The sequence below is a fragment of the Paenibacillus sp. V4I5 genome (assembly GCF_030817255.1).
In the GTDB taxonomy this organism is placed as follows: Bacteria; Bacillota; Bacilli; order Paenibacillales; family NBRC-103111; genus Paenibacillus_E.
In genome coordinates this window covers 2,467,177-2,492,698 of record NZ_JAUSZB010000002.1, presented here as the reverse complement: position 1 = coordinate 2,492,698, position 25,522 = coordinate 2,467,177, and the positions used below count along the sequence as shown (strand labels likewise).

The window sequence follows — 25,522 nt, the reverse complement described above, 5'->3', positions numbered from 1 at the left end:
ATAAGACGAAGTACAATGCGGGAGTGAGTTTTTTGTGAAGGAATTGCTATATGATTTCATAAGTCATTATGGATATATTGCTTTATACCTTTTGCTATCTGCCGGAATCATTGGGGTACCTGTACCAGATGAAACCCTTATGGCTTTTGTAGGTTCTTTAACGGCACTTGGAGGGCCCTTTGATTTTGGAACAACGTTAATTGTGATTTATGCAGGCACGATGACAGGGATGGTTGTTAGTTATTTAATCGGTCATCGTGTGGGTAAACCCTTTCTTTACCGGTATGGCAAATGGTTCAAACTAACACCGAAACGGATTGAACGGGCCGAGGGTTGGTTTAAGAAGTATGGGCTCTGGACCGTTTTCTTTGGGTATTTCGTGCCGGGGGTTCGTCATTTCACCTGTTATTTGTCAGGCGTAAGCGGAGTCAAGTTTTATAAGTATTTGTTCTTTGCGGGTACAGGCGCGCTGCTGTGGTGTACAACCTTTTTAACATTAGGGCATTTTATTGGCAGTAACTTGGAGGGTTTATTTCATTTAATACATAAATACATGGGAATAAGCATATTGACTATAGCAGTTATAGCTATTGTTGGAACGGTCATTTACTTCCGATTCCGGAGACGGAAAGCAGCCTGATTCCCATACACATGAAATAAGACCATGAGTGTCATCCTATAAGAGGAGCATTCATGGTCTTATTCCGTATTCTTAGCAAATTAATGGTTAGCGAAAAGCTTAATCGATTGGATGGTACTCTCATTCGGATCAATGTCGAGCTTGAGCAATGTGCCTTGCGACTTGTAGGAGAGAACATAGGTTGAGTTGGTGTCCGGTTTGCCTAGAATTGCGATAGCGTCTTGGACTTTCTGACCGAGGCGCAATCCGCGAAGTCCAGGATCAATCTCTGTGGAATGTACGTCAACGAATTCAAGTACATCTTTCTTATTGAAGCCTACGGAGAAATCCGTGAAGTCATAAACTTGAATGGCGTCTTCATCTGCATCCATAACGAATTGTTTCTTCGCCTTCCCAAAACGTTCGAGCACAACGTCCTTACTCGTTCCGAGCTTTAAGCCCATTAACGTTGGTTTCTCCTGTTGATACGCATCCTCTGCTTTAATATTCGGCTTGGCCGTTGGCTTCGCACTTGCAGATAGTTGCGGGATGTCTGTTAAATCCGTTTTGGACGTGCCTGCGACTTGTGCCTCGTGCTTGGCCGATTCTTCCGGTGATGGTGAAGGTACTGCTGTCGCAGTTGCTACTACAATCGCTGGGGGGGTGCTAACTGGAATCGGGCTATTTTGTACATGGTTAGTTGGATCTATAGTAGGCTGTCCGGAAGGAGCAGATGACTCTTGGCACCCAGCTAACAGTAATGAAGCAATTGCTACTGGCATAAAGCCAAGTATGATAGGTCTAAGCAGGTTGTTCATCGTCATCTATCCTTTCTGCCGAATAATTGGAGTGAAAAATGCAACATTACTAATCATACTGTTTTCTGGTTCTATTTCAATGCATCAAGTTACCTAAATGTGAGCAATTGTAGACAAATTTCAAAATGCTGAACCCTATATACATATAGACACCTTATGAAGAGTAAAAGTTTCACTTCAAAAAGGGATATTCACAAATTGGGACTTGAAACCTACTTCATCAATATGGTAACTTACTCATAATAGAAAGGTTTAGGGGGCTAGAAATCATGGAATTGTTAAAACAGCGGATCTTAGAGGTCGGTGTAGTCGTATCGGATCAAGTGCTAAAGCTGGATGCCATACTTAATCATCAGGTTGATCCTGTACTCATCATGGAGATGGGCAAAGAATTTGCAAGATTGTTTAGAGAAACGAAGCCTGACAAGGTGCTTACCGTAGAATCGTCCGGTATTCCGATTGCCTATACGACAGCTTTACATCTTGAGGTTCCCATGATATTTGCACGGCGGAAGAAGACGTTGACCATGGATCAAGATACATATAGTGAACGTGTGCCTTCTTTTACCAAAGGGATTGTAACGGACATTATGGTATCCTCTCATTTGCTTCACAAAGGCGAGCGAGTTCTGCTGATCGATGATTTTATCGCTAACGGAGACGCAGCACGAGGATTAATTCGCATCATTGAAAAAGCGGAAGCTGAGCTTGTTGGTGTCGGTATTGCGGTAGAAAAATCATTCCAAGCTGGTGGAAGCTCGATTCGAGAGCGTGGAATTCGTGTGGAATCCCTAGCGCGTATTTCCTCACTGGCGAATGGGCAAATCACTTTTAACTGATTTTACAATTTGCTCATGACTTCCCTCAAACCGATTTATCCTTTATAATGAATACATGGTATGAGAGGAGGCTGACATCTATGGGTATCGAAAATGGTTCCATTGAATATTTTATGACAAAGCTTGGGGAAGCCAAAACACATTTTGAACGTGCGCTAGATTGTAAGCATACAGAGTTTGATGATCTGTATCCGTATATGATCGAACACCCTCAATTTTTCTGGTACAAACGATATGTAGCATGGTCCGAGTTGTTAACGATCGTAAAGCTCTGCACAGAACTGACAATCGAGTGGGAACAACATTTCTCTGCCGCACAAGTGGAGTATATTCAGAAGCGCGTAATGTCTAGCAAAGTCCTTGATTTCTGGTACGAAACGAATGATTCGAAGGAACATGTTAGCTAATTAATGCCCATATATAAGAAAGAGGCCGATGGATCCGAAGAGGATTCGTTGGCCTTTTTCTGTGGTTTAAAATGGAATTGTTTTCTTGGTTTAAACTCAGACTCCATTTTCTAGAATGTTCATGCTTTCAATATGCCTTTTCGTTTGTTCGGACCCGAGCTTATACAGGGTTCGATACACTTCAGTTAAATAATAATCGTATTCCTGATTGGCCTCATTGGAGTAATAAACTTTCCAAGGAAGCCAAGAAGTTGCGTAGCTGCCTTGAGAGGAGTTATCGGTTTCCTCAAAAAGCTCTTGAAGCTTATCAATTTCTTCCTCGGTTGCCGAGATCTCGAATTCAAAATTAAGTGCTCCTTTGTCTTCCAAAACTTCCCCCGTGCCAACGTTAATGTAGTACGTTTTTTTATCCACTATAGAACCTCCCATGGAGTAAGTTTGCGATTTGCGTTAGCATTGTTTCGTCATTAGTTAAGTTAACCTCAGTAAAGCGGTTTTATGTAAAGTTTGAACTAAATGCGAATTGGTGTATGCTAAAGTAGTACATATGAAATGTTGGAGGTAAGATGATGATATCGGAAGAACAGCTTGATCAATATAGAGTTGATAGCACATTATTGCGTGTTATTCGGGACGTCAACCCAACGAATGATGTACGTGGAATTGTAGTTGCTTGGGATGATGAGAGCGTGTTAATCCGCAAGAAAAACCGCAAAGTAGTCAAGCTCGCACGCCATTATATCTATCAACCATACGAGGACGAAAGACCTCCTGAATTCATGCTTCCGCAGGATCCCATCGAACCAGATAGTGTTTCTGATGACGAATAAGGATGCATGGATGGGATCAATGGAGGTTCCTATCTCTGGTATTCGCATGGAGTTGATAAGTTCTCACCAAGGTACGTACTTGCAAATTTGCAGCGAAAATCCAATGCGAACACTGAATTCTTCGCCTTGGGGCGGTGGATTCGGCACACATAAGGTGATGATGAATCGGCAAGTGGACAAGCTGTATAATGAGGCTGATCCGCTTCGTGAGATGGGCGAATTCATCCAATGTGAGGGTTTGAATCCCCAAGAAACAGCGGGTATGCTGACCGCGGCGAAGGTAAAGGACGTTGGCTACAGCAGCTTTACCTGGGAATCTGGCATAGACGGTGATATCAGCGAATTCAGTCAGAAACTTGCGATGGAGCCAGAGCAGGAGCCCCTCCATGTTTGCTCGTGGGTTACGGTGGGGCTAGGGAATAAGGCGAGAGCTGGAGCTGAACTTCCTGCCGCTTCCCTTTACCCTGGAACAATTAACACGATTGTCGTTATCAACGGTTGCTTAACCGACGCGGCCATGGTTAATGCGGTCATTACAGCAACTGAGGCCAAAGCTGCGGCTCTTCAAGCATTAGGTATCCTCGTTGAGGGCCAGCCAGCGACAGGAACGACAACCGATGCCGTACTTATTGCTGCAACTTGCCGCGGCCAGACCTATCGTTACGCAGGTACAGCGACTGCGCTGGGTTACTTAATCGGAAGAACGGTATACGAAGCCACCATGCATTCCGGTCAACTGTACGAAAAAACGCCCTACTGATCCATGTGGATAGTAGGGCATGATCCATTTGGTTGGCTCTCGCATTTGCTTGAAGGATTCAAGCTTGGTTAGTTAAGTTCTACGGAAAACTCCGAACGCAGCTGCGGTTGCAATCGTGCCTAGTCCAGACTCATCCTCATCTTCACTTTTGTAGTTAGGATCATGCACAATGGCTTCTGCTTCACCTTCTGTAAGATCTCTTTGATTGCCTGTATATTTTGGTTCCAAGGCGTTGATTTCTTCCTCATTCATAGGTCATTCCTCCTTTGCGAATAGGGTTAGGAGTGAAGGGAGGAATTATTCACGAATTGTAAAAGTATCGTTGACTAGCTCTCATTTCCCGTGTTATATTAAGTTTTGTCGCAGCTATTATGACTACTTCGTTCATAGAGCAGCCGTATACGCGATCATGGCGGAATTGGCAGACGCGCACGGTTCAGGTCCGTGTGGGCTTACCCCCGTGGAGGTTCGAGTCCTCTTGATCGCATACCAAGTAACAACCCTTTCAGATACATCTGAAGGGGTTGTTTTCTTTTTATGAAACCATGTCCGTCTTTTTCCATAAATTTGGGATTTGGTATTGAGCCTAATGCTATGAACGCATAGGTGTATAGCGACTTTCATGAAAACTAGGTATAATACATAGTATAGATTGTACATCATTACAAAGGGGCTGATGTTTCATGGATAGAACGATTACGGTTACGCATTCTGGTAGTTTTGCTCATGTGCTTCAAACGTTTGCAATTTCCCTGTTGGTTTCCTTCCTAGGGACATTGATCGGTGCAATTGTCGTTCCGCCATCGATGATAATGCTTTTCATCATTGCTGAGGTAGTCATGCTGGTGGCAGCGATCATCATTCGGGTTCGCGGCAAGCATATCGGATACGGCTTTCTTTATGCATTTACTGCGATTTCAGGGGTTACCCTCTACCCGATCATAATGGCGTATGGCAGTAAGCTGGGGGCAAATGTTGTATCGGGCGCATTCTTCGCGACTGCAGCAATATTCGGCGGACTTGCCTTCTATGCTCATCGTTCGAAGCGCGATTTCAGCTTTCTAGGCGGCTTCTTGTTTGCAGGAACGATTGGGCTCGTGCTCATGAGTGTGGTCGGTATGTTCGTTAATTTTGGTTCGGCGATGAACCTCGTATGGTCGATGATCGGCATCTTGATTTTCAGTGGTTGGGTTCTCTATGATGTGGCTCAATACCGAAACGGTGTATCCGTAGAAGAAGTACCGCTCGCGGCATTAAATATTTATCTCGATTTCATTAATCTCTTCTTGTATATCTTGAAGTTTCTAGCCTCAATTGTTGGGTTAAACAGGGATTAAACAGACCGTCAGAGAAACCAAAAAGCACTTTCGTCTCTCACCGTAGGGTGGGAATCGAAGGTGCTTTTTTGCTTGAAAGCTATCTTAGGAGATCGAGCTATGCTTGACCTGAACTTGAACGGAATGAAAATAGGAGATATCTCCGCGGAAGCTTCGATTAATTTCGAGCAGGGTATGCAGGATTTGGATGAGTTCAGCATGGTTCAATCGAACGATGGCTGTTTCCTCCTGCTCGGTTCTGCTCAATCTCACCTCGAGTAGATGATTAGATTCGTCCATTTGAATCTCTAGCTGCTCTGTTAGCAGCATCTGTTTCCACATCCAAGCCAACACCTCTCTCTCTCTACTTGCTCTAGTATATGCTTGGATAACGCGAATAGAAGTGTAAGACTACGCTATGATCAGTGGATTTTAAAGAAACAAGCACGATTTGCTTTCTCTGTTCATACAATTTAATGATCCTATAAGGGGAGAGAGGAGATGACCTATGGCGGCTTGCAGCACATGGACGTATAGAGGGATTTCGTCTTCGGTATTCAAAGCCTTACAACAAGTCGGCAGAAAGCAGGGCTTTACGATTCCTAATGCAGCGCAAGGCAAGTTCATGATTACAGTGGTTGGTATGAATGTCGGATTCCAATATGCGTGGGATACAAACGCTCATACCTTGTTATTGCAGTGTGACAATAAACCGATGCTGCTCGGTTGCAGCACGATTAAATCTTTTGCAGACAAAATTATTGTAGAGAGTGGCGGCAAAATCGGTTAATCCCCTATATCCACCTGTCTTTTGCAAGTTTAAGCTCCTGTCTCTGTGGTTAAAATAGGGATAGAAGGCAGGTGGACTTATGGCAAAAAGCGATGATCTGGTTAAGTACATAACACAGCAAGTCGTCACGTATATAGAAACACCAAGGGAAGTTCGACAGCAGGTTAAAGCCATTAGCAAGGAACAGCGGGAAAGCTGGCAAACACGCTGGTTCGGCATGCTGCCGCTGGCCACGCGGATGCTGATTGATCAAGCAAAACCAAAAAAGGTAAAATGACAAAGCCTCTTCACCTATAATCGGGAGATTACCTTCATCCTGATCATCGGTGCGAGAGGTTTTTTTGTATACATATCGAATATAGTCAGGACGAATGTACGACCAAAAATTGGGGGAAAAAGTCAAAATGAAACTTGAGAAAAACAATAAGCTCGTCATGATTGGTGATTCCGTTACAGATTGCGAACGATCAAGACCAATTGGCGAAGGATTATTCGGAGCCTTAGGTAAAGGCTATGTTTCTATCGTGGACGGGCTGATCAATGCCACGTATCCAGAGCTTCAAATTCGTACTGTTAATGTGGGTATCAGCGGGCATACAGTGCTTGATCTTCAAGCCAGATGGCAAACGGACGTCGTCGATTTGAAACCGGACTGGTTATCTATCATGATCGGTATTAATGACGTCTGGAGGCATTTTGACGTACCTCACCAAAAGGAAAAGCAAGTGGGCATTGAGACTTATGAAAAGACGTTAAGAGAGCTAGTCGAGCAGACGCGTCCTCTAGTAAAAGGGCTTGTATTGATGACACCCTTTTACATAGAGCCGAATCCCCAAGATGCCATGCGTTCCAAAATGGATCAATACGGGGCAGTCGTGAAACAGATTGCCGAAGAAACGGGTTCCCTTTTCGTGGATACGCAAGCTGCTTTCGAACCTGTTCTCCAGGCGTACTACCCTGCTTACATCGCTTGGGATCGTGTACATCCGAACAACGTAGGGCATACCATTTTAGCTAAAGCTTTTCTTAAAGCTATTGATTTTGCTTGGAAGTAAGCAGAAAGCCTTAGACCACTGGATATAGCGGGTCTAAGGCTTTTTTTACGGAAAAATATGGCCTAACTTTAAAGCAGTCTCTAGCAGCACATAACGTGGTCCAACATGATCTAAAGTCAGATAGGAATCTCCATCTACCCATTGTTGATAACCAAGAATGGCGAGCGGCAGCGTGACTTGACCATCATAGAGCTCGGTGACATAGGTAAGCTTAGCTTGAGGGTTTAAAGCCTTTTGAAGTTCACTCAATTTGGTCACTTTAAGCGGTTTGCCTTGGACCCATGGAAGTCGATCATAAGGATCAAAGGCGGGAAATGACGCCGTTTGAGCTTTGCTCGACAGAACGGTTGCTTCTGGCTGATCCTCTTTAATCCTCGGGATAGGGTCTTCTTTGAGCGGAAGCAGCTCTCCGGATTTGGCTTCCAAATAGTAAGTTTGATCGTCGAAACTTATTTTCCACACAGCAGTTAGCTGGTCCATGTAAAGTCGGTCTAACAAAATCTTTTCATTTTGAACAAAATCAGAGTAAGAAGTAGTAGTTGGAATGAGTTCCTGCTGTACCAAAGAACGATACAGCGTGGTCAAGCTGAATAGCGGATTTTTGCCTGTTCCGTATTCGGTTAATCGGAAGGACCCGTTGTCCGTGGCATGTACGATCATGTAGCCAACATCCAGTCCATGATCGGTGAGGATAACCACCCAGCCATGTGTGCCGGGTCCGAGTGGATAACTGTTCCAGATTGCCGTCTGCCAGCTTTCAAACCCCGATTCCCGAGCGAGAGTTGTTCGCCAAGCGTTGATCGTAGCGGTCAAAGAGGATTCGCTCCGCAAATCTGGTAACGGCTTCGTCACTGTATTACTAGCTATCGTTTCCCTTGCCGTCTGCGTATAGCTTGTCCGTTCTATGGAGTCGCCTGCAGAGGTTTGGAGCGGTATGAATAATAAACTGCCCACACTAATGATGCAGGCCGCCTTCCATGTTGTCCACAGCTTCATCCTCGTTCACCTACCTATCGTTAACCTCTAGTGGTTGAACCTATTAACCTATTGTAATTCTTATGCCTTAAAAAGATTGTTAGAACCTGTAGTGTTAATTTTGCGATGTTTTAGCGACTGGCGTCAGTTCCTGGGTGTTCGCCCAGCGTTCAAATGAAACAATCCGCAATTGATGACAGATACGACAATACGAGGTTTGTGCTGCCAGTCGATTTCTTGCAGACGATTGCGGCATTGGGTTTCGATTTCGTTTCTTTTGTCAGGCTCAGCGCTCAGCAGGAGACCGTTGTAATAAGCTTCCACACGATCGATTTCGCTGCGGTGCTGCTCGTTAGCTTCATCGGCCCAAGAATGATCATATGCACTAACCTTACGTTCGAGCATCATTTCAAGAGCATTAATGGCTTTAGGCAGTGAAATCGTGTCAGGTAAAATGTGACTATTCGCAGGAAGCTTCGGAGAGAGGCTCTTGGTAAGCATGTGTTTATGAAAATGTTCCCGAATTTCACCGCTATTTAGTTGAATAGCGAGAGAGTGAATCTCACTTCGTTTGCGGTCGCAAGCAAGTTCTACCTTGTAGTTCACGCAGAACCAGGTGTCATAGACAAGTGTGGGATGATAGGTAGCACTCATCGGGAAGGGTTCCTCGAACAAATGAACGAATCGTCCGTGTTCACGGACAATGTTGAACATTTGTTCCAGACGCCTACTGCCAAAGGTCACTTCGTCCTGCGGAAGCCGCTGGGAGATGACTGTCGTAGGTACGAAACCGAAATAGCGGCCGAGAATGCTGTCTGAGTTTCCATCAGGTGGCTGAGGAGTTTGGCTCTGGCCCAGGCCTTGATCTTGACTTGGTCCTCCCACGTTAGGTGGGCTTTTGACAGCTGTTGCGGTGGTCTTCGCTTTCGTCTCCAGCTTCATCTGTTCAGGATCGAAGATGAACTTATAGGTCATCGTTTCGGCTGCAGCTCCTGTTCGTTCTACGAAGCTCCAATAGTAAGGGCGTCCTGTCATCTCTCTATCTGCCTCAGGAGAAAGCTTTGCAGTGACGTAAGCGGGTGATTTCTCTAGAATCGTACAGTTATAAGCTTCAAGAAAGCGCATGACGAACGTGTGAATATTGCGTTTGTTCATGGCCTTACCTCAATGTTTTGCGTGCCGCCAACAGCATCAAGAATGCCTTGGAAGGCTGCCCCGTATACCGGATTTTGTTCAATTTCTGATTTGACCTCGGTAAATGAATGGCCTAGCTCATCGATCTTTCTGCGTATATCTTCGCTAGAGCCTGCCTCCATGACCATGCGGAACAACGATGTTTCGAGGGAGCCTTTTTTCTCGATTTTCTCGAGGATGGTATCGAGTTGGCCGATAACTAGCTCAAACATATTAATTTTCTCGTGCAGCAAAGAGAGAATATGCTCTTCAATCGTATTTCTAGTGGATAGGTTATAAATGTTGACATCATGCGTTTGTCCAAGTCGATGAACACGGCCAATTCGTTGTTCAACACGCATGGGATTCCAAGGAAGATCGAAATTGATCATGTTATGGCAAAACTGTAGATTAATCCCCTCACCGCCAGCCTCTGTTGCGACAAGGACTTGTACACGATTACGGAATAAATCCATCATCCAATCTTTTTTACCGCGATTCATACCGCCTCGATAAGGGACAGCGGTTATTTTATGTTCCTTCAAGTAGTTGAGAAGATACTCTTGGGAAGCGCGGTATTCGGTGAAAATGATGACTTTATCATTAATATCTTGTACGAGCTTCATCGTGGTCTCTGCTTTGGTGTTCGCTTTGATACTGCGAATCAACTCGACAAGCTCCCATATTTTGGCGCGCTGCGGTGAGTCCTCGGCTGTTTTCTTGAACAAATTGACGAGCGTGATGAATACGGCGTCCCGGGAACTGCAGACTTCGCGCTGCAGAGTGATAAGCGAAAGCATACTGCTGAGATCACCGGCACTCTCTTGATATCGCGTTCGAACGAAATTCGTTACCCCATCGTAGAGTGCCTGTTCATCATTCGAGAGCGTGAGAGGAATATTCCGAACTACCCTTTTCGTATACTGAACGCCTCCGTCGCCGCGACGGTTGCGAATCATAACCTTGGATAGCTCCTGTTGAAGCTGACCCTCGTTTTTCGGTGTCCTTTTGCCAACCACATAATTGGTTTTGAAGCTGCTATGAATCCCAAGCTGACCTGGTTTGAGCAGGGTGATGAGATTGAAAAGCTCTTTCAGGTCGTTCTGCACCGGAGTGGCGGTGAGCAGTAGGCAATACTTTTTACGCAGCTCGTTCACGAAGGTGTAATTGGTCGTTTTCTTATTTTTGAGCTTGTGGGCCTCATCGACGATCAACATGTCATATTCAAGACCCATGACAATTTCGCGATGCGGGTCACGTTTGGCGGTGTCCATGGAGGCAACAATGACGTCGCTTTGCTTCCACATGTAGGCTTTTTTATGAGCAACAGCTGGAATGCCGAATTTGCTATTCAATTCCCGGACCCATTGCAGCACAAGGGAAGCGGGTACGAGGATAAGCGTTTTGCGGACCAAACCGCGGATCATATATTCTTTTAAAATCAAACCAGCCTCAATCGTTTTCCCAAGTCCAACTTCATCGGCCAAAATAGCCCGGCCACGCATCTCGTTAAGCACACGTTTCGCCGTATCAATCTGATGAGCCATAGGTTCGAGCTGCCCTAAATGAACGAGGCATTGCATTTCATCAAACGTAGAAATAAGCCCCGATTCTTCCGATTCGTAGGCTAGCTGGTACAGCGTCCAGTCGTCCCAAGGACCACCGCCGCGCACACGATTATCCAGCTCAGTAAACCAGTCCCTCTCAAAGTGCATATCAAGCTGATTATGAATGGGGCGAATGTTCTCTTGCTGTTCATGTTGACGCATCGATGTGCCCTCCTTAAGGTTTTGCGTAGCAAAACTGTCTTCGTAAGCATGAGCTGAGTGTTCGCAAGAAAACTGAGAAGTCCATTTCGGCTCTCTCAGCATACATTTGTCGGTAATAAGCATCCTTCTAGCGATGAGAAGTCCATTTCGGACTTCTCATCAATACTTTGCTCAGAAAGAACCAGTACTGGGTTTCAGAGCCGGAAAATGGCACTAAGCTCACCAGTTTTACGTCGAATACGTGTTAGTATGTCCAGAAGAGGCGCTTTCATAACTTTTCCTTGGAAGTTGATGTGAACGATATCGAAGAGAAAGTCCACTAAGAGGCGCGAAACCTGAAATGATGTAAAAAGGACATCAAATTCAGCCTTTAACAGCGTATTTGAAAGATATGCTGCAAATCGTGCAGTTAATCTCGTTTCGTGTTGGAAACTCGGATATATGCTGCACATTTGCATCAACTAGTTAGTAGACGGTAATCTCTGACATTGTAACTCTTGATGCTCCCGCAATAACATCTAATTGTAGCTTCCCGTGTGGAGATTTGATTACTCAGAGTAGCTAGATTTATGCTTTTGGAGTTATATGTACTTGTTATGATATGATATAGGTTGTCTTCGGATAGCAAAGTGGGAAAGGGTGCAGAAAGAGATGACGACATGGCGATTCATACATACAGGAGATCGTTCACCTGCTGAAAATATGGCATTAGATGAAGCAATACTGACCGCCCACAGTGAAGGAATCGTTCCTCCGACGGTACGTTTCTACGGATGGAATCCGGCAACGCTATCGATTGGCTATTTTCAAAAGGCATCGGAAGTCGATCAGGAAGCGGTAGCAAAGGAGGGAATTGGCTTCGTACGGCGTCCAACTGGTGGGAGAGCCGTTCTACATGATAAGGAACTGACGTATAGCATTATCGTTGCCGAGGACTATCCGGGTATTCCGCGTAATGTGACAGATGCCTATCGCGTGCTGAGCGAGGGGCTTTTACAAGGATTTCGGGCGCTTGGGCTGGGCGCAGAAATGGTGCAGCTCGCAAATGATGAGGAGAAAGAGAAGTACGCATCAGCTGGATCAGCGGCCTGCTTCGATTCTCCCTCATGGTATGAGCTGGTTGTTGAGGGACGCAAAGTCGCCGGCAGCGCGCAGGTTCGGCAAAAAAATGTCGTGCTGCAGCACGGCTCCATCCTGCTCGACATGGATACCGATCAGCTATTTCGCATGCTGCGTTTCTCAAACGAGAAGGTTGCGGAGCGGATGAAGACTAGCTTTTTGAAGAAAGCTGTGGCTATAAACGAGCTGCTTCGGGCGCAAGGAAAAGAGGCGGTAACACTTAGTCAGGTGGAAGAAGCGTTTCGTCGTGAGATCGCGCTGGGACTTGGTGTGGAGCTTGTTGAGGAATCGTTGACACCTTATGAAATTGAGCTTTCTAAGCGTCTTGTGCGTGAGAAATATGGCACGGATGAGTGGAATTTGCGTCGTTAAGCGAAAGAGTGAGTGAAAGTGCAAAAAAGCACGGACCTTTCTAAGAAAGGATCGAGCTTTTTTTGGTATTCTGGGACATCATACTACCTATTGAACTTTATTGTGCAAAAGTACGTTCAAACTCACTCTGCAGACTGCGAGTAATCGGACCTGGCGCGCCGGTCCCAATTGCTTTGCCATCAATCTGTAAGATAGGTGTAATTTCCACGGTAGTTCCTGTGATAAAAGCTTCCTCAGCCAGCAGAAGCTGCTCCGTCGTAAAGGGTTCTTCTTTAACCGTAATTTTTAGTGAGTGAGCTAATCTCAAAACGACAGCCCGAGTAATACCATGAAGGATCAAATGGTTAGCTGGGTGCGTGTAAAGCACGCCATCTTTGATCATCATCAAGTTAGAGGCGCTGCATTCTGTGACAGTGCCATTTCGATGCAGCACGACTTCTTGCACTCCATGATCGAGAGCTGCTTGTTTGGCCATGACATTTGGGAGAAGATTAAGCGTTTTGAGATCACATCTCAACCAGCGGATATCCTCAAATGTGATTGCGTTAATGCCATTATGTATCGTAGCAACGGGTCTGCGCACCTCTGTACAGAAGGCAAGCAGAATGGGTTCGACTTGCGCGGGGAACGGATGTGCCCGTGGAGCTTCGCCCCTGGTGATTTGCATATAAACAGTGCCTTCATTTAGACCATTTTTTTCGATAAGTTGCGTGAGAATATGACCCATTTTTTCAATAGTAAAAGGTAGATCTATCCGCACTTCACTAGCGGTTCTTTGGAGTCTCTGCATATGAGCAGCTTGCTCGTAAATTTTCCCGTTATATACTCGGAATACTTCATATATCCCATCTCCAAAATAGTACCCACGATCATCCGGTGAAAGAAAAACGTCTTTCTTGTTGACGAATTCATTTTTAAAGAAATACATATCCAACATCTCCTTTATGCGTTTACTTATGATAACTAGCACTGAATGCTTATCGTAGACATTTAAAATATTAACGAACAAATGTTCTAAAAAGAAATGATATGTGTTATCCTAGTATAGGTTAGCAGAGGAATTAACGATCGTCAAAACGAGCTGCATGACTTCACACATCTAGCTTAGTTGAATGATTGATTTTGGTTATTCTGGGCGCGAAAAAGAGAGTATTAGTAAGTAAGGGTTAGCTAGTATGATTAAGGGTTGTCTTAATAGCGAAATTTGGTTCTTTAGTTATTAGAAGATCAATATATAGTGAGGTATAATGGATTTCGCACACCACATATTGTAATTTTACATAAACTTCATAAAGTAACTTTAATTTTAGTAGTAGCTGAATCTGTAGCTTATTGGGAGGGACTTATGCATGGGGATTGTAGAGTCAAATAAGAGGTTGGATGGTTTAAGCGAGAAAATATTTTTGGATCGTTATGCACTCAAAAATGCAGATACGAGTTTCGCCAAGGTGGGTGATACCGTTCTCGTTTTGACGAAGGATGACCCCAAATTCCCAGCCAAAGAAGTTGGCGAAATTGTGAGTCGTAATGGCGATACCGTTAAAGTAAAAACACGGAGCGGTGAGACTGTTGAATCCGCAGTTGAAAAGCTCACTTTAAATATTGAGAAGACACCAGAAGAAATGTGGGACCGTTTAGCAGGTGCAATGGCATCCGTAGAGGCAACTCCTGAGAAACGTAAAGAATGGACAGATAAATTCAGATACATCCTTGATGATTGGAAGCTTGTACCAGGTGGACGTATTGCTGCTGGTGCCGATGCAAGTGATGAACTGACTCTTTTTAACTGCTATGTTATCCCGTCACCACACGATAGCCGAGGCGGAATTATGAGCACACTCTCGGAAATGACAGAAATTATGTCGCGCGGCGGCGGAGTTGGTATCAATCTGTCTTCGCTTCGTCCACGCCGTTCCGTTGTGAAAGGGGTTAATGGATCATCCAGCGGTGCTGTTTCTTGGGGAGGTCTGTTTAGCTATACAACTGGCTTAATTGAACAAGGAGGCAGCCGTCGCGGAGCACTTATGCTCATGATTAACGACTGGCACCCTGATCTTGAGGATTTCATTACGGTGAAATCAACGATGGGCCAAATTACGAATGCAAATTTATCCGTTTGTGTAAGCAATGGATTTATGAAGGCCGTTAAGGAAGATCTCGAGTGGGAGCTTGTTTTCCCGGATACGACGGATCCTGATTACAATGATAAATGGGATGGCAATTTAGATGCTTGGAAAAAACTAGGTAAAGCTGTCAAGCCTTATCGTACTGTGCGAGCACGTGATGTTTGGCATACAATCATTGAGTCTGCTTGGAAATCAGCTGAGCCGGGTGTTGTATTCTTGGAATACTACAACCAAATGTCCAACAGCTGGTACTTCAATCCGATTATTTGTACGAATCCATGCGGGGAGCAGGGGCTTCCGGCTTGGGGCGTTTGCAACTTATCTGCTATTAATCTATCTAAGTTTTATGACGCGGATAATCATGATGTGGATTGGGCAGATTTGGCCAAAGTGGTTCGTTATTCGACTCGCTTTCTCGATAATGTTATCGATAAGACACCTTATCACTTCGAAGAAAACCGTACGAATCAACAAGGCGAGCGCCGCGTAGGTTTAGGTACTATGGGTCTTGCTGAACTGATGATTAAATTGAAAATTCGGTACGGAAGCCCAGAATCTCTGGTTTTTTTGGACAAAATCTATGGCTTTATGGCTAGAGAAGCCTATCTGGCATCGGCTGAAATAGCCGGTGAAAAAGGGTCTTTCAAAGAGTTTATTGGAGATAAGTTCCTTGAGAGCGGCTTTATGAAAAACATGACGAAAGTATTCCCTGAAGTTGGCGAAGCGATTAAGCAAAACGGTATGCGCAATGTAACAGTAATTACTCAAGCACCTACTGGAAGTACGGGGACGATGGTCGGTACTTCGACGGGCATTGAGCCATACTTTGCTTTTGAATATTTCCGTCAAAGCCGTCTTGGTTTTGATAAACAATATGTGCCAATTGCACAGGAGTGGAAAGATGCGAATCCGGGTCAAGAGCTGCCGGACTACTTCGTAACCTCCATGACATTGACTGCGGAAGATCATATCCGAGCTCAAGCTGCTATTCAAACATGGGTAGACAGTTCGATCTCCAAAACAGCGAATTGTCCTTCAGACTTCACCGTGGAAGAAACGAAACACTTGTATGAATTAGCTTTTGATCTAGGGTGTAAGGGCGTAACCATCTACCGTGATGGCAGCCGTGATGTGCAAGTTTTGAGTACAAGCGCGGAGAAAAAGGAAGAGAAGAAAGCAGAAGCAGTTCCAGTGGCTGTTGCCGCGGAAGCGTGTGAAAGAAGCCGATAGCTTTACTAATCTATCAGGCAAGCTAGCAGTAGATGTGGATGTGAAGACGGAGCAAGTATTCGATAAACAATATAAGCGCCGCCCTCAAATTCTACGCGGTGCAACGTATAAAGTGAATACACCATTCGGGATGGCGTATATCACGATTAATGATATGAACGGTACGCCGAGTGAAATCTTCCTCAACGTAGGAAAAGCTGGATCCGACGTGTTCGCAATGTCCGAAGCACTCGGTCGCGTGTGCTCATTGTTCCTGCGTTATGGCGATCACGGCGACAAAGTGAAGCTGCTCGTGAAGCACTTGAAAGGCATTGGCGGCTCTGGCGCCATTGGCTTCGGCAACAACCGCGTCGAGTCCATCGCGGACGCGGTTGCGAAAGCGCTGGAGCAGCACGACGAAGTGATGAACGAGCAAGACGACGCGCGGAACTACGTGACCGCGACGAGTGAAGTGCTGGATGCGCCAGCACCTGCACCGGTAGTGGCCGCGGGGCACACGGGTCATGGAAGTAGCGCGGCTAGTGCTGCGCCGAAGGACCTGTGCCCGTCATGTGGATCCGCTTCGCTGGTGAACAGTGAAGGGTGTAAGAATTGCGTCAACTGCGGGTACAGCAGGTGTTCCTAGGATTGAGCCAGGGCGGAAGCCCTGGTTTTTTTTGTGAAATTCCATAATTAATTAGAATTGTTTCAAATATCTTTGGAATATTTATTTTATAATTCGTTGGAATGAAATATTTATGCAAAAAAATTGAATAAAAATACAACAAGGGTAGGCGAATATGAACATAGCCTACCCTTGTTGTATTTTTGTTAATGGAGAGATTATTGAAATGAGGTTTTCTAACCAATTAGAAATGTATTCGAATGAATCTTTTGAAGGATACCTTCATCGTTTAGCAATCATCAACCACCGTATGATCAATGACTTTGACTTGGAGTAACAGTTAATATTCGAAATTTTTCTTCCCAAGTAAGAACAGAGTAAGCTATTCTTATAAAAAAAAGTATGGAGGCTCATATGTTAAAAGTACTAGTGGCAGAGGACGAACCATGGATCAGAGCGGCTATTGTCGAAGCGGTAGAAAGTATAGGACATGACATTAAAGTAGTAGGGGATGTTACGAACGGCGTTGAAGCTTGGCACGTGATTCAGCAACTGTGGCCAACTGTATTAATAACGGATATTATGATGCCGGAAATGGATGGACTGGAATTGGTTCGAAATATTTCGGAGAACAAAATCCCGATGGCCGTTATTATCATTAGTGGTTATGAAAATTTCCAATATGCGCAAAGAGCAATCGGTTACGGTGTGAATAAGTACCTGCTTAAGCCTGTCAATCGGGATGAATTGCGGGAAGCTGTGTTGGATGCGATGGGGAAATTAACGGAAATTGAGAAAATGAATCATTATTTGATTCGTATCCAAACCTATTTCGATACTATCAATGATTTGGATCCTAAGGAGGGTATAAAAAATATATACAAACTTATTGATGACATAAAAATCATCAAACATTTGAACTATGGCGCTTACTTAAGCTTGCTTCGTATTATTGAGTCCAAAATCTGCTCTTTGCTGGCCAGCATTGAAGCGGAGCATATGACAAAGTCTCAATTCAACGGGGTTCCCGATCAAGAAATTCGAACGCATCTGGGCAAATTGGTGGAAGCCTGGTTTCTTCATCCGGAACGTAATAAAAAGGAATTCAAACAAATCATTAAATCCGCATGCGATTTTATTCGTGACCATTATCAGGATGACATCACACTGACGCAAATGGCGGAGTATACAGATTTAAGCATCTCTCATTTCGGCTCCCTCTTCAAAAGATATACCGGGGAGTCGCTGATAAATTATATCAACCAAGTGCGAGTGGAGAAAGCGAAGGAGCTTCTTCGAAACTCTAAAGATAAAATATACGCAATTGCCGAAGAAGTTGGATTCTCGAGCCAAACCTATTTTATACGAGTTTTTAAAAATATGGTGGGGATGTCCCCCAATGAATATCGGAAGAATTTGGGGATATGAACATGAAACAATTTCTCTATCGCATGTCCTTAAAACAAAAAATCATTCTAAGTTTTATCAGCATAGCCATGATCGCAGTACTGTTAATGAATTACGTCTCTCATTATTATTACAGTCGCTCGACCCAGCAGGATTTTTACAACATCGCAGAAACCACGACCGAAAGTCTTAATCATCAATTGGAAATCTATTTTCAGCAGATCGCTAAATCCACGTACGCCATGAATGCAGGGGTATTACGCTATTCAAGTCTACTCCTACAGCAAGGGGACTCGAGCCTAATTCAGGATTGGCTTCGAGACGGTTCCTCGGTGGGGGCGGAAAAGCAAGCTATGATTAAAGAGATCCTCAATAAGTATATTGCGGTTAATTATTCGGAGATCGAGAACATTTATTTAATGTCAAAGGATCGAAGCGTTTTGCAGTCGTCAGGTACGACAACCGATACCGAATTGGCAAGACAACCGTGGTATCAGATGCCTCTCAACACCGATTTGGAAATATTCCCCACCATGTACAGGGAAGGTGGCAATATTCCTCTTATTGAAGCTGCCATTCCGATTTTTGACGTGAATAATACAAAGATATCGGGCCGCCTTGTGCTGCAAATGAGATTGACAGAGATCAAGAATATGATCGGGAACATGCGCATCGGCAAAACCGGTTATATCTTTATGGTGTCTTCAGATGGAAGAATCGTCTATCACCCTAACTCTACTATGCTCTCATCTCCTATTGAAGACACGGAGCTTTCCTGGCTTACGCTAAGTGAGCCAAACTCACTACAGGAATGGCGGGGGGAAGAATATCTTGTTTCCTACAGCATTTCAAACCTGACTGGATGGAAGACGATCGCATTAGTGCCGCTGAAGGAGATGGCGACAGGCCTGGTAATAGCTCAAGTTTCCGCCGTCGTCGTCATGGCGCTGCTCATTCTGCTTATTATCATAGCTGTTCCGATTGCAGCTAATCGGATTACGCGTCCAATGATGCAGCTGAAGAAAGCGATGGAAAAGATGCAGACCGGTGATTTATCCGTCCGAGCGCCTGTTACGCCAGGGCGTGACGAAATACAACTGCTGAGTGTAAGTTTTAATCGTATGGCGGAGAGGCTGAACGAGCTCGTCAATACGGTGTACAGTATGGAGCTCAAAGAGGTCCAGATGCAGCTGCTTCAGAAAGAGGCGACGATCCAAGCGCTTCAAAATCAAATCAACCCTCACCTCTTGTACAACACCTTGGATATCATCAAGAGTATCGCTTTCCTGAATGGGGTTCCTAAGATAGAGAAAATGGCAGGGAATTTAGCATCCTTATATCGATTTACCGCAAGGCTGGAGCAGAAGGAGATTAGTCTTGAGGAGGAGCTGGAGCAGCTTAAGAAATACCTGGAGATTATCCATATACGTTTTACCAAGCATTTCGAAAGCAAAGTTTATGTGGATGAGAAATATTTGCACGCACGTATTATCAAGCTGTCTTTACAGCCCATTGTCGAGAATGCCGTGAAATATGCAGTTGAACCCCGTAACGGGAAGGCCGCTGTGCTGGTCAGTGCTTATCCGGACGGGAATGACCTGATTATAGAGATTGCGGACAACGGTGTAGGTATGGATGAAGCTATATTACTCAATTTGAAAGAACGGCTGGCATCCATTACAAGTCAGGCAGAGCAGAGAATGAAATCGTATGAATCGCTTGGACTCTCTAACGTTCACCATCGGTTGGTGCTTTTTTACGGAAAAGTGTATGGCATCGATATCCACTCCTTTCCAAAGCAGGGGACAGTCGTTTCGGTGAGAATCCCGTTTATCAAATCGTATAACATTTCGTGAGATTGTACAATTTTTAGGACTAGGGGAGGCTATATACTTAACATTGTAAAGAGAATATAACCAAGGGGAGTGCTACTCTAAATGAAGCTAATGAAGACGGTTACAGGATCCCTCCTGGCCCTAAGCCTGATTGCAGGTTGTTCATCTGGCAATACCGGTGGAAACGCACCAAGTGCCAGTACATCGTCAGATGCCGGAAAAAATAAAGAAAGAATCCCGATCACGATAGCCGCTCAGTATTGGAGTGGTCCGAAATGGGCGGAAGACCACCCTACTATCAAGTATTTAAATGAAAAATTTAATGTTGACATTAAGCTTCAGCTAATTAACGGGCCTGAGTACAACGAGAAGCTGAAGGTTATGGCAGCTTCGGGTTCTTTACCGGATTTTTACCGAGTGTACAGTGATACCTATTTAGCCTGGCAGCGTGAAGGCGCGTTCGTGGATTTAACGGGAGAACTAGCGAAATATAAGGACTTAAGCGCAGCTTTCCCGAAGGATAATGAAGCGATGAAGGTACTGAATCCTAGTGGAAAGCTGTACGGACTCCCTGAAATTAGCTGGACCGTTAGGGATACGGTGCAAATCCGACAAGACTGGCTGGATAACCTCGGGATGAAGCTTCCTTCCGCAGATGAATTTACAGTCGACAAGTTCTATGAAATCGCCAAGGCGTTCGCGAAGCAGGATCCTGACAAGAACGGCAAAAATGACACGGTCGGCTTTGCGGCCAATATTACCGCTCTCCGTAATGCGTTCGGCATTGCAAACGAGTGGACAAAGAAAGATGGGAAGCTGTTCCCGCACCAGATGCAAGTTGAGGAATATAAAGCTTATCTTGCCTTCATGAAGAAGGCTTATAGTGAAGGCGTGTTGGATCGAGACTTTGTGCTTCGCAAGACGCCAGAGATTGAAGATTTAATGAAGTCGAATAAACTGGGTCTGTTTTCGTACCACAACCTTTACACTGACATTGAGTCAGCTGTCAAAAAAACCTACCCGGAAACGAAACCGGTTATCGTTCCAATGGCTCCTCCTGCCGGACCTTCGGGACTTCGGGGAAACACGAATATAGCGTTCGGCCTGACCAAGCAGGTTATCAACGCAAAGGCGGGTAAGGAGAAGATCGATCGCATTCTTCAAATCCTTGATTGGTGGGTCACAGAGGAAGGTACGAAGGTCATGAAGAATGGTGTCGAAGGTGTCCATTATAAGAAGAACGCAGAAGGGAAGTACGAGATCACCGATAAGTGGGAGCCTGACGTGCCGCGCCACCTGAACAGCAATCTGTTTAAGCGTCCAGGTACGGATTTCAACCTCTATCTATGGACTGACCAAGCAGAAATTAAACGTAATGAGGATTACAAGGCACTTGTCGAAAAATATCCATGGCCGAATGCCGCAATGGGACTTGAAGTCTATTCGGATACTTACAAGAAGAAAAGCGCTGATTTGAACGCAAAGTTCCAAGAAGCAATGTATAAAATTATTATGGGTGAACAGCCGGTCGAATCCATCGAAAAGGCTTCAAAGGACTGGCTTGCAAATGGCGGGGAACAAATCATAAAAGAAATCAACGAAGCAGCGGTACAGAAATAACGACTTTCACGAGCTTCGGTTTGCACAGGCCGCATCTTTTTTGCGGCCTGTCCTACTCTTCACCGCTCATGTTAGGTTGGACTTGGAGGTAGAGAATTCTATGAATCAAAAGGTATCACACACGAATATCGCAAGAGCACAATCGATTCCTTCGGCGAAAACAAAAGCAAAGTACTTAAAACGAGCATTCCCGTTTTATTTGATGATCTTTCCGGGGCTGTTGTATTTCCTGATCTTTCGATACGGTCCGATGTTCGGTCTATTCATCGCATTCAAGGATTATTCACCGTTTCAAGGCGTATGGAAGAGTGAGTGGATCGGATTCGACCATTTCGTTCGATTATTCTCTGAGAGTGACTTTTTGCTGTTACTTAAAAACACGTTAATACTAAATCTTCTGGATATCGTGATTGCTTTCCCATTCCCGATTCTAATCGCAATTTTACTCAATGAAGTGAGATTTAAATACTTTAAAAACGCCATGCAAACCATTTTGTACGCGCCGCATTTTCTATCATGGGTCGTCATTGTAGGAATCACGATGTTATTCTTCCGGACGCAAGATGGCGGTGTAAACATGATGTTGGAAGCTTTGGGATATGACCGCATCAATTTGATGACGGATCAGCAATATTTTCGCTGGGTTTGGCTATTTCACAATATTTGGCAAGGGGCTGGTTGGGGCGCGATTATTTATTTGGCGTCAATCGCTTCTATCGATCCGGCATTGTATGAAGCTGCCAGGGTGGATGGAGCAAGCAGGCTTCGCCAAATCTGGCATATTACCTTGCCATCGCTGAAATCCGTTATTCTGATCATGCTTATTCTGCGGGTTGGAAATTTTATCGATGTTGGCTTCGAACATATTTTTCTGCTGCAGAATCCAATGAACCTTCAAGTGTCGGACGTTTTTGAAACGTACGTATATCGCCAAGGACTAGTACAAGGCGATTTCAGCTATGCTACCGCGATCGGATTGTTTAAATCATTCGTAGGACTCGTAATGGTCTTAGGTGCGAATAAAATCGCGAAGCGCTTCGGAGAGGAGGGTGTGTATTAATGGTGAAACGCATTTCGAAGGGCGACCTCGTTTTTACGTGTCTCCTATACGCTTTTCTTATCATCTTCACGATTTCGATTCTGTTTCCGCTACTGTACGTAATTACGACTTCGTTCGCTCCAGTTCGAGATTACTACACGCGGGGCTTCTTTCTCCTCCCAAGCTCTTGGACATTGGAAGCCTATCAATACTTATTGAACAATCCCGGCTTTCTTAGCGCGTTCAAGAGTTCTGTGATCATTACCGTTGTCGGAACACTTATCAATATCACCCTTACTTCTTTGATGGCATACGGTTTGTCGGAATCTTGGATTAAGGGCAGGTCTGTCATTAACTTCTTAATCTTGTTTACGATGCTATTCTCCGGCGGCCTGATCCCGACTTATTTAATCGTGGACGGACTTGGACTCACCAACTCCTATTGGGCGCTATGGCTTCCAGTGGCAATCGCCCCTTTTAATGTGATCGTTATGCGCAGCTTCTTTGCGGCTCTTCCTAACGAACTTAAGGAATCGGCGAGGATAGATGGCTGCGGGGAGTGGAGGATGTTCGCAACGATTATCTTGCCTTTGGCGAAGCCTGCGATCGCAACATTTACCTTATTTTATCTGGTTGGTAACTGGAATACTTATTTTTCAGCCGTTATCTATTTAAATGACGATTCAAAGTGGCCGCTTCAAGTATTCTTAAGACAAATGTTGATCCTTAATGATGAGAAAACTGGTCAATTGAACGAAGTGTTATTTACTTACACCCCGGCTGCGCGAATGGCAGCAATTTTGATTACGGCACTTCCGTTACTTGTCATCTATCCGTTTCTTCAGAAGCATTTCAATAAGGGGATGTTCGTAGGTTCAGTTAAAGGATGACTGTTTATGCAAGAGGCCTTGTCTCGGGAGAGGAGGAACGAGATGACGTCATGATCCAATACGCAGTACACGAGAATCACTGCTCGGAGTGGTCGGGGGCTTATTGCTTATTGCATCCGATTCGTACAGAACGGCGGCATAACAGAGCTCCACATTGCTGCGGGCGATGATCTTGCCCTCGTCTACGGTAAAACTGATATTAATCAAGATCGCAAATAAGTCATGAAAATGCTTAGATCTATAAGCTTTTCCTGATAAATATTTTTCGATGAATAATATTTATGTATAAACCGTATTAAGGCTGAAATTTTTTCTAACGAATTCTGCAACAAACAGTTATTTTCGCCGAGTCGAACTTTAAATCTAATCAATTCTGAAACAACAGAAACGGAGCCACGCGAGTTTGCGGGCTCCGTTTTATAATTATTTATGAAACATCACATTTTTTTTTTTTTATTTTTTTTATTTTTCATGTTTTTTTGCCACTATTACTACAATTACAAAGAGAACACTATTATTTCAAATTCACGCCGGTTTCAAATCATGACTATTGTCATTTGCATCCTGTTTTCCCTCCGTATATTCCCTGTAGAATATCGGCTACAAAATATTCGAATTCGTAAGGATTGTTCTTTATAAAGTTGCTAGTGAGGTCTGTTTGTTTAATTCGTCTTCTTTTTTAAATCGATAATACAAACCCATTGCAATTGTTTTATACATTTGGTTATTCGTATTAAGTAATTTAGTGGAAAGTGGGCGAAGCTGCAAGCTATGCAAGGCATAAACTTGGATCGATTCAGATCATGAAAAAGCAGATGGGATACACCTCATCTGCTTTTTCAATAATATTCATTTCGGAATTGTTTTCGGCTTTCTAATACTTTTCTTCGGTATAAGCCTGGGGTAACGCCAGTAAACTTCTTAAATAACTTATGAAAATAAGGTAAACTCTCATAACCGCAATTGTGGGCGATCGTATCAATACCTAAGTTGGTAGTTAAAAGCAGCTCCTTTGCAGTTGAAATTCGCTTGGCATTCACATAGTCAGTGATATTCATCCCGGTTAATTGTTTAAACGCTCTAGATAAATGAGCGGCTGATACTGAAGAGTGCTTAGCCAAATACGAAAGTCCAGCGATTTGGTCAGTGTGAAACTGATCTAAGTGTTGAAGTATGTTTAGTAACCAGGAGGGACAGACATCGGACGCGGCCAGTTGATGATGGGATTCTTTTAATATCAAACGATTTATGATGATCAAAAGGCTATTTAAATTCAGTTGAACAGCGTATCTAAAACCAGCTTCGTGTTGTTCCAATTCTTCATGCATTTGTTTGAGTTTTTCTTCAAACAGAGGGCGTATGGTTGCTGGGACAACAAGCTTATAGCTCTTATATTTTCGGGCTCGGTCAAAAACTTGCATATTCGTAAACGAATCAGCTGATGAATAATGTCCGATCAGTTGCGGATCGAAAAAGATAGCAGTGGCCGTAATAGGAGATTCAGAATCTGGCAATGCCTGATGGATGGTATTGCCAGGAATGATGAAGAGGTCTCCTTCATTCATCTCATAGAGCATTTGATTTAAGAAAAACGTACCTTTTCCACTATAAACATAAACTAATTCAAAGCGATCATGAAGATGCTCTGGTAGTTCACGGTTCGGTGTCTTTTTGTCCTTAAATACAATGTCAAATGGCAAGAGGGGGTCGTTAATAAAGTTTTTTATTAGCGGTTTTTGCATTTTCCGAACCTCCCTAGATCATCTCACTTCATTAATTTGTCTTATTTATAGAATATCAAAATAGAGTATGTTTTTGCAAAGGTAAAGAATTAACAAATGCCGTAATCCTGGTACAATAATAGGTGTGCACACCGAAGTCAAGGAGGCTATGCATGCTAAAAAATTGATGCCATTAAATTTTTGGAGT

General features: G+C 44.2%; 24 protein-coding genes, 1 tRNA gene and 1 pseudogene. 17 read left to right on the top strand and 9 right to left on the bottom strand.

All coding sequences use genetic code 11. The annotated features are described in order from the left end of the window. Window positions 1–34 precede the first annotated feature (34 nt). Complete coding sequence (locus QFZ78_RS13215) at window positions 35–640, top strand: DedA family protein (RefSeq protein WP_307548108.1); 606 nt, start codon at window positions 35–37, stop codon at window positions 638–640. Between the two features lie 80 nt (window positions 641–720). Here QFZ78_RS13215 and QFZ78_RS13210 read toward each other — a convergent pair whose 3' ends face one another. Beyond that, window positions 721–1,437 (bottom strand): hypothetical protein, encoded by a 717-nt coding sequence (locus QFZ78_RS13210; protein WP_307548107.1) that lies wholly within the window; start codon window positions 1,435–1,437, stop codon window positions 721–723. Between the two features lie 269 nt (window positions 1,438–1,706). Here QFZ78_RS13210 and QFZ78_RS13205 point away from each other — a divergent pair, with 269 nt between their 5' ends. Further along, complete coding sequence (locus QFZ78_RS13205) at window positions 1,707–2,276, top strand: xanthine phosphoribosyltransferase (protein WP_057306883.1); 570 nt, start codon at window positions 1,707–1,709, stop codon at window positions 2,274–2,276. 80 nt (window positions 2,277–2,356) lie between these two features. After that, on the top strand, window positions 2,357–2,683 hold the full coding sequence (locus QFZ78_RS13200; RefSeq protein ID WP_057306882.1) for a hypothetical protein: 327 nt from the start codon (window positions 2,357–2,359) through the stop codon (window positions 2,681–2,683). A 96-nt stretch (window positions 2,684–2,779) separates the two neighbouring features. Here the strand turns inward: QFZ78_RS13200 and QFZ78_RS13195 are convergent, their stop codons facing one another. Continuing rightward, window positions 2,780–3,097 carry a hypothetical protein gene (locus tag QFZ78_RS13195; RefSeq protein ID WP_307548104.1) on the bottom strand — a complete coding sequence of 106 codons (318 nt, stop codon included), beginning with the start codon at window positions 3,095–3,097 and terminating at the stop codon, window positions 2,780–2,782. 152 nt (window positions 3,098–3,249) lie between these two features. On the opposite strand from QFZ78_RS13195, the gene QFZ78_RS13190 reads away from it, so the two are divergent. Together QFZ78_RS13190 and QFZ78_RS13185 are read left to right on the top strand one after the other, a co-directional pair. Then, window positions 3,250–3,513, top strand: a complete 264-nt coding sequence (locus tag QFZ78_RS13190; RefSeq protein ID WP_307548102.1) for a hypothetical protein — start codon at window positions 3,250–3,252, stop codon at window positions 3,511–3,513. 10 nt (window positions 3,514–3,523) lie between these two features. Then, window positions 3,524–4,273, top strand: coding sequence for an adenosylcobinamide amidohydrolase (locus QFZ78_RS13185; RefSeq protein WP_307548100.1), 750 nt, complete (start codon window positions 3,524–3,526; stop codon window positions 4,271–4,273). Between the two features lie 72 nt (window positions 4,274–4,345). Here QFZ78_RS13185 and QFZ78_RS13180 read toward each other — a convergent pair whose 3' ends face one another. Next, window positions 4,346–4,525 carry a hypothetical protein gene (locus QFZ78_RS13180; RefSeq protein ID WP_307548098.1) on the bottom strand — a complete coding sequence of 60 codons (180 nt, stop codon included), beginning with the start codon at window positions 4,523–4,525 and terminating at the stop codon, window positions 4,346–4,348. 151 nt (window positions 4,526–4,676) lie between these two features. On the opposite strand from QFZ78_RS13180, the gene QFZ78_RS13175 reads away from it, so the two are divergent. Both QFZ78_RS13175 and QFZ78_RS13170 read left to right on the top strand, forming a co-directional pair. Beyond that, window positions 4,677–4,760: transfer RNA gene (locus QFZ78_RS13175), tRNA-Leu, on the top strand. Between the two features lie 196 nt (window positions 4,761–4,956). Continuing rightward, window positions 4,957–5,610 carry a Bax inhibitor-1/YccA family protein gene (locus QFZ78_RS13170; protein ID WP_307548097.1) on the top strand — a complete coding sequence of 218 codons (654 nt, stop codon included), beginning with the start codon at window positions 4,957–4,959 and terminating at the stop codon, window positions 5,608–5,610. Window positions 5,611–5,694: 84 nt separating this feature from the next. Here the strand turns inward: QFZ78_RS13170 and QFZ78_RS13165 are convergent, their stop codons facing one another. Beyond that, on the bottom strand, window positions 5,695–5,931 hold the full coding sequence (locus QFZ78_RS13165) for a hypothetical protein (protein WP_307548096.1): 237 nt from the start codon (window positions 5,929–5,931) through the stop codon (window positions 5,695–5,697). A gap of 166 nt (window positions 5,932–6,097) precedes the next feature. Between QFZ78_RS13165 and QFZ78_RS13160 the strand changes: the two genes are divergently transcribed. The 3 genes from QFZ78_RS13160 to QFZ78_RS13150 all read left to right on the top strand — a co-directional run bounded on the left by QFZ78_RS13160 (window position 6,098) and on the right by QFZ78_RS13150 (window position 7,434). Next, complete coding sequence (locus QFZ78_RS13160) at window positions 6,098–6,379, top strand: hypothetical protein (protein ID WP_307548094.1); 282 nt, start codon at window positions 6,098–6,100, stop codon at window positions 6,377–6,379. Window positions 6,380–6,458: 79 nt separating this feature from the next. Then, window positions 6,459–6,656, top strand: a complete 198-nt coding sequence (locus QFZ78_RS13155) for a YqzE family protein (protein ID WP_171649191.1) — start codon at window positions 6,459–6,461, stop codon at window positions 6,654–6,656. A 127-nt stretch (window positions 6,657–6,783) separates the two neighbouring features. Then, complete coding sequence (locus QFZ78_RS13150) at window positions 6,784–7,434, top strand: SGNH/GDSL hydrolase family protein (protein WP_307548092.1); 651 nt, start codon at window positions 6,784–6,786, stop codon at window positions 7,432–7,434. Between the two features lie 45 nt (window positions 7,435–7,479). Here the strand turns inward: QFZ78_RS13150 and QFZ78_RS13145 are convergent, their stop codons facing one another. From QFZ78_RS13145 to QFZ78_RS13135, 3 genes are all read right to left on the bottom strand, one after another. Then, entirely contained in the window at window positions 7,480–8,430 is a 951-nt protein-coding gene (locus QFZ78_RS13145) for a hypothetical protein (RefSeq protein ID WP_307548090.1), read from the bottom strand. A 123-nt stretch (window positions 8,431–8,553) separates the two neighbouring features. After that, window positions 8,554–9,564: a YqhG family protein gene (locus QFZ78_RS13140; RefSeq protein ID WP_307548088.1), complete on the bottom strand. Its 1,011-nt coding sequence runs from the start codon at window positions 9,562–9,564 to the stop codon at window positions 8,554–8,556. Continuing rightward, entirely contained in the window at window positions 9,561–11,351 is a 1,791-nt protein-coding gene (locus QFZ78_RS13135; RefSeq protein ID WP_307548086.1) for a DEAD/DEAH box helicase, read from the bottom strand. The genes QFZ78_RS13140 and QFZ78_RS13135 overlap by 4 nt, the downstream gene beginning before the upstream one ends. A gap of 651 nt (window positions 11,352–12,002) precedes the next feature. Between QFZ78_RS13135 and QFZ78_RS13130 the strand changes: the two genes are divergently transcribed. Further along, window positions 12,003–12,842 (top strand): lipoate--protein ligase family protein, encoded by an 840-nt coding sequence (locus QFZ78_RS13130; RefSeq protein WP_307548084.1) that lies wholly within the window; start codon window positions 12,003–12,005, stop codon window positions 12,840–12,842. 97 nt (window positions 12,843–12,939) lie between these two features. Here QFZ78_RS13130 and dat read toward each other — a convergent pair whose 3' ends face one another. After that, a complete protein-coding gene (gene dat, locus QFZ78_RS13125; protein WP_307548082.1) occupies window positions 12,940–13,770 on the bottom strand; it encodes a D-amino-acid transaminase in 831 nt (276 codons plus the stop codon). 421 nt (window positions 13,771–14,191) lie between these two features. On the opposite strand from dat, the pseudogene QFZ78_RS13120 reads away from it, so the two are divergent. The 6 genes and pseudogenes from QFZ78_RS13120 (at window position 14,192) to QFZ78_RS13095 (ending at window position 23,593) form a co-directional block, all read left to right on the top strand. Next, window positions 14,192–16,823: pseudogene (locus QFZ78_RS13120) on the top strand (adenosylcobalamin-dependent ribonucleoside-diphosphate reductase). Window positions 16,824–17,216: 393 nt separating this feature from the next. Beyond that, complete coding sequence (locus tag QFZ78_RS13115; RefSeq protein ID WP_307548080.1) at window positions 17,217–18,230, top strand: response regulator transcription factor; 1,014 nt, start codon at window positions 17,217–17,219, stop codon at window positions 18,228–18,230. A gap of 2 nt (window positions 18,231–18,232) precedes the next feature. Continuing rightward, window positions 18,233–20,065, top strand: coding sequence for a sensor histidine kinase (locus tag QFZ78_RS13110; RefSeq protein ID WP_307548078.1), 1,833 nt, complete (start codon window positions 18,233–18,235; stop codon window positions 20,063–20,065). Between the two features lie 81 nt (window positions 20,066–20,146). Next, the gene (locus QFZ78_RS13105) at window positions 20,147–21,664 is read left to right on the top strand and encodes an extracellular solute-binding protein (RefSeq protein WP_307548076.1); all 1,518 of its coding nucleotides are present in this window, start codon (window positions 20,147–20,149) and stop codon (window positions 21,662–21,664) included. Window positions 21,665–21,764: 100 nt separating this feature from the next. Then, window positions 21,765–22,724 carry an ABC transporter permease gene (locus QFZ78_RS13100; protein ID WP_307548074.1) on the top strand — a complete coding sequence of 320 codons (960 nt, stop codon included), beginning with the start codon at window positions 21,765–21,767 and terminating at the stop codon, window positions 22,722–22,724. After that, window positions 22,724–23,593, top strand: a complete 870-nt coding sequence (locus tag QFZ78_RS13095; RefSeq protein WP_307548073.1) for a carbohydrate ABC transporter permease — start codon at window positions 22,724–22,726, stop codon at window positions 23,591–23,593. Before QFZ78_RS13100 ends, QFZ78_RS13095 begins: the two co-directional genes overlap by 1 nt. Window positions 23,594–24,432: 839 nt before the next feature. Here the strand turns inward: QFZ78_RS13095 and QFZ78_RS13090 are convergent. Further along, entirely contained in the window at window positions 24,433–25,335 is a 903-nt protein-coding gene (locus tag QFZ78_RS13090; RefSeq protein ID WP_307548071.1) for an AraC family transcriptional regulator, read from the bottom strand. Between the last annotated feature and the right edge of the window lie 187 nt (window positions 25,336–25,522).

What these genes read in the sequence shown, in the direction of transcription:
- QFZ78_RS13210 (WP_307548107.1), bottom strand. Translation starts at nt 1,437, where the DNA reads ATGAACAACCTGCTTAGACCTATCATACTTGGCTTTATGCCAGTAGCA.
- QFZ78_RS13205 (WP_057306883.1), top strand. Translation starts at nt 1,707, where the DNA reads ATGGAATTGTTAAAACAGCGGATCTTAGAGGTCGGTGTAGTCGTATCG.
- QFZ78_RS13200 (WP_057306882.1), top strand. Translation starts at nt 2,357, where the DNA reads ATGGGTATCGAAAATGGTTCCATTGAATATTTTATGACAAAGCTTGGG.
- QFZ78_RS13190 (WP_307548102.1), top strand. Translation starts at nt 3,250, where the DNA reads ATGATGATATCGGAAGAACAGCTTGATCAATATAGAGTTGATAGCACA.
- QFZ78_RS13185 (WP_307548100.1), top strand. Translation starts at nt 3,524, where the DNA reads ATGGGATCAATGGAGGTTCCTATCTCTGGTATTCGCATGGAGTTGATA.
- QFZ78_RS13180 (WP_307548098.1), bottom strand. Translation starts at nt 4,525, where the DNA reads ATGAATGAGGAAGAAATCAACGCCTTGGAACCAAAATATACAGGCAAT.
- QFZ78_RS13170 (WP_307548097.1), top strand. Translation starts at nt 4,957, where the DNA reads ATGGATAGAACGATTACGGTTACGCATTCTGGTAGTTTTGCTCATGTG.
- QFZ78_RS13165 (WP_307548096.1), bottom strand. Translation starts at nt 5,931, where the DNA reads ATGTGGAAACAGATGCTGCTAACAGAGCAGCTAGAGATTCAAATGGAC.
- QFZ78_RS13160 (WP_307548094.1), top strand. Translation starts at nt 6,098, where the DNA reads ATGGCGGCTTGCAGCACATGGACGTATAGAGGGATTTCGTCTTCGGTA.
- QFZ78_RS13155 (WP_171649191.1), top strand. Translation starts at nt 6,459, where the DNA reads ATGGCAAAAAGCGATGATCTGGTTAAGTACATAACACAGCAAGTCGTC.
- QFZ78_RS13150 (WP_307548092.1), top strand. Translation starts at nt 6,784, where the DNA reads ATGAAACTTGAGAAAAACAATAAGCTCGTCATGATTGGTGATTCCGTT.
- QFZ78_RS13145 (WP_307548090.1), bottom strand. Translation starts at nt 8,430, where the DNA reads ATGAAGCTGTGGACAACATGGAAGGCGGCCTGCATCATTAGTGTGGGC.
- QFZ78_RS13140 (WP_307548088.1), bottom strand. Translation starts at nt 9,564, where the DNA reads ATGAACAAACGCAATATTCACACGTTCGTCATGCGCTTTCTTGAAGCT.
- QFZ78_RS13135 (WP_307548086.1), bottom strand. Translation starts at nt 11,351, where the DNA reads ATGCGTCAACATGAACAGCAAGAGAACATTCGCCCCATTCATAATCAG.
- QFZ78_RS13130 (WP_307548084.1), top strand. Translation starts at nt 12,003, where the DNA reads ATGACGACATGGCGATTCATACATACAGGAGATCGTTCACCTGCTGAA.
- dat (WP_307548082.1), bottom strand. Translation starts at nt 13,770, where the DNA reads ATGTATTTCTTTAAAAATGAATTCGTCAACAAGAAAGACGTTTTTCTT.
- QFZ78_RS13115 (WP_307548080.1), top strand. Translation starts at nt 17,217, where the DNA reads ATGTTAAAAGTACTAGTGGCAGAGGACGAACCATGGATCAGAGCGGCT.
- QFZ78_RS13110 (WP_307548078.1), top strand. Translation starts at nt 18,233, where the DNA reads ATGAAACAATTTCTCTATCGCATGTCCTTAAAACAAAAAATCATTCTA.
- QFZ78_RS13105 (WP_307548076.1), top strand. Translation starts at nt 20,147, where the DNA reads ATGAAGCTAATGAAGACGGTTACAGGATCCCTCCTGGCCCTAAGCCTG.
- QFZ78_RS13100 (WP_307548074.1), top strand. Translation starts at nt 21,765, where the DNA reads ATGAATCAAAAGGTATCACACACGAATATCGCAAGAGCACAATCGATT.
- QFZ78_RS13095 (WP_307548073.1), top strand. Translation starts at nt 22,724, where the DNA reads ATGGTGAAACGCATTTCGAAGGGCGACCTCGTTTTTACGTGTCTCCTA.
- QFZ78_RS13090 (WP_307548071.1), bottom strand. Translation starts at nt 25,335, where the DNA reads ATGCAAAAACCGCTAATAAAAAACTTTATTAACGACCCCCTCTTGCCA.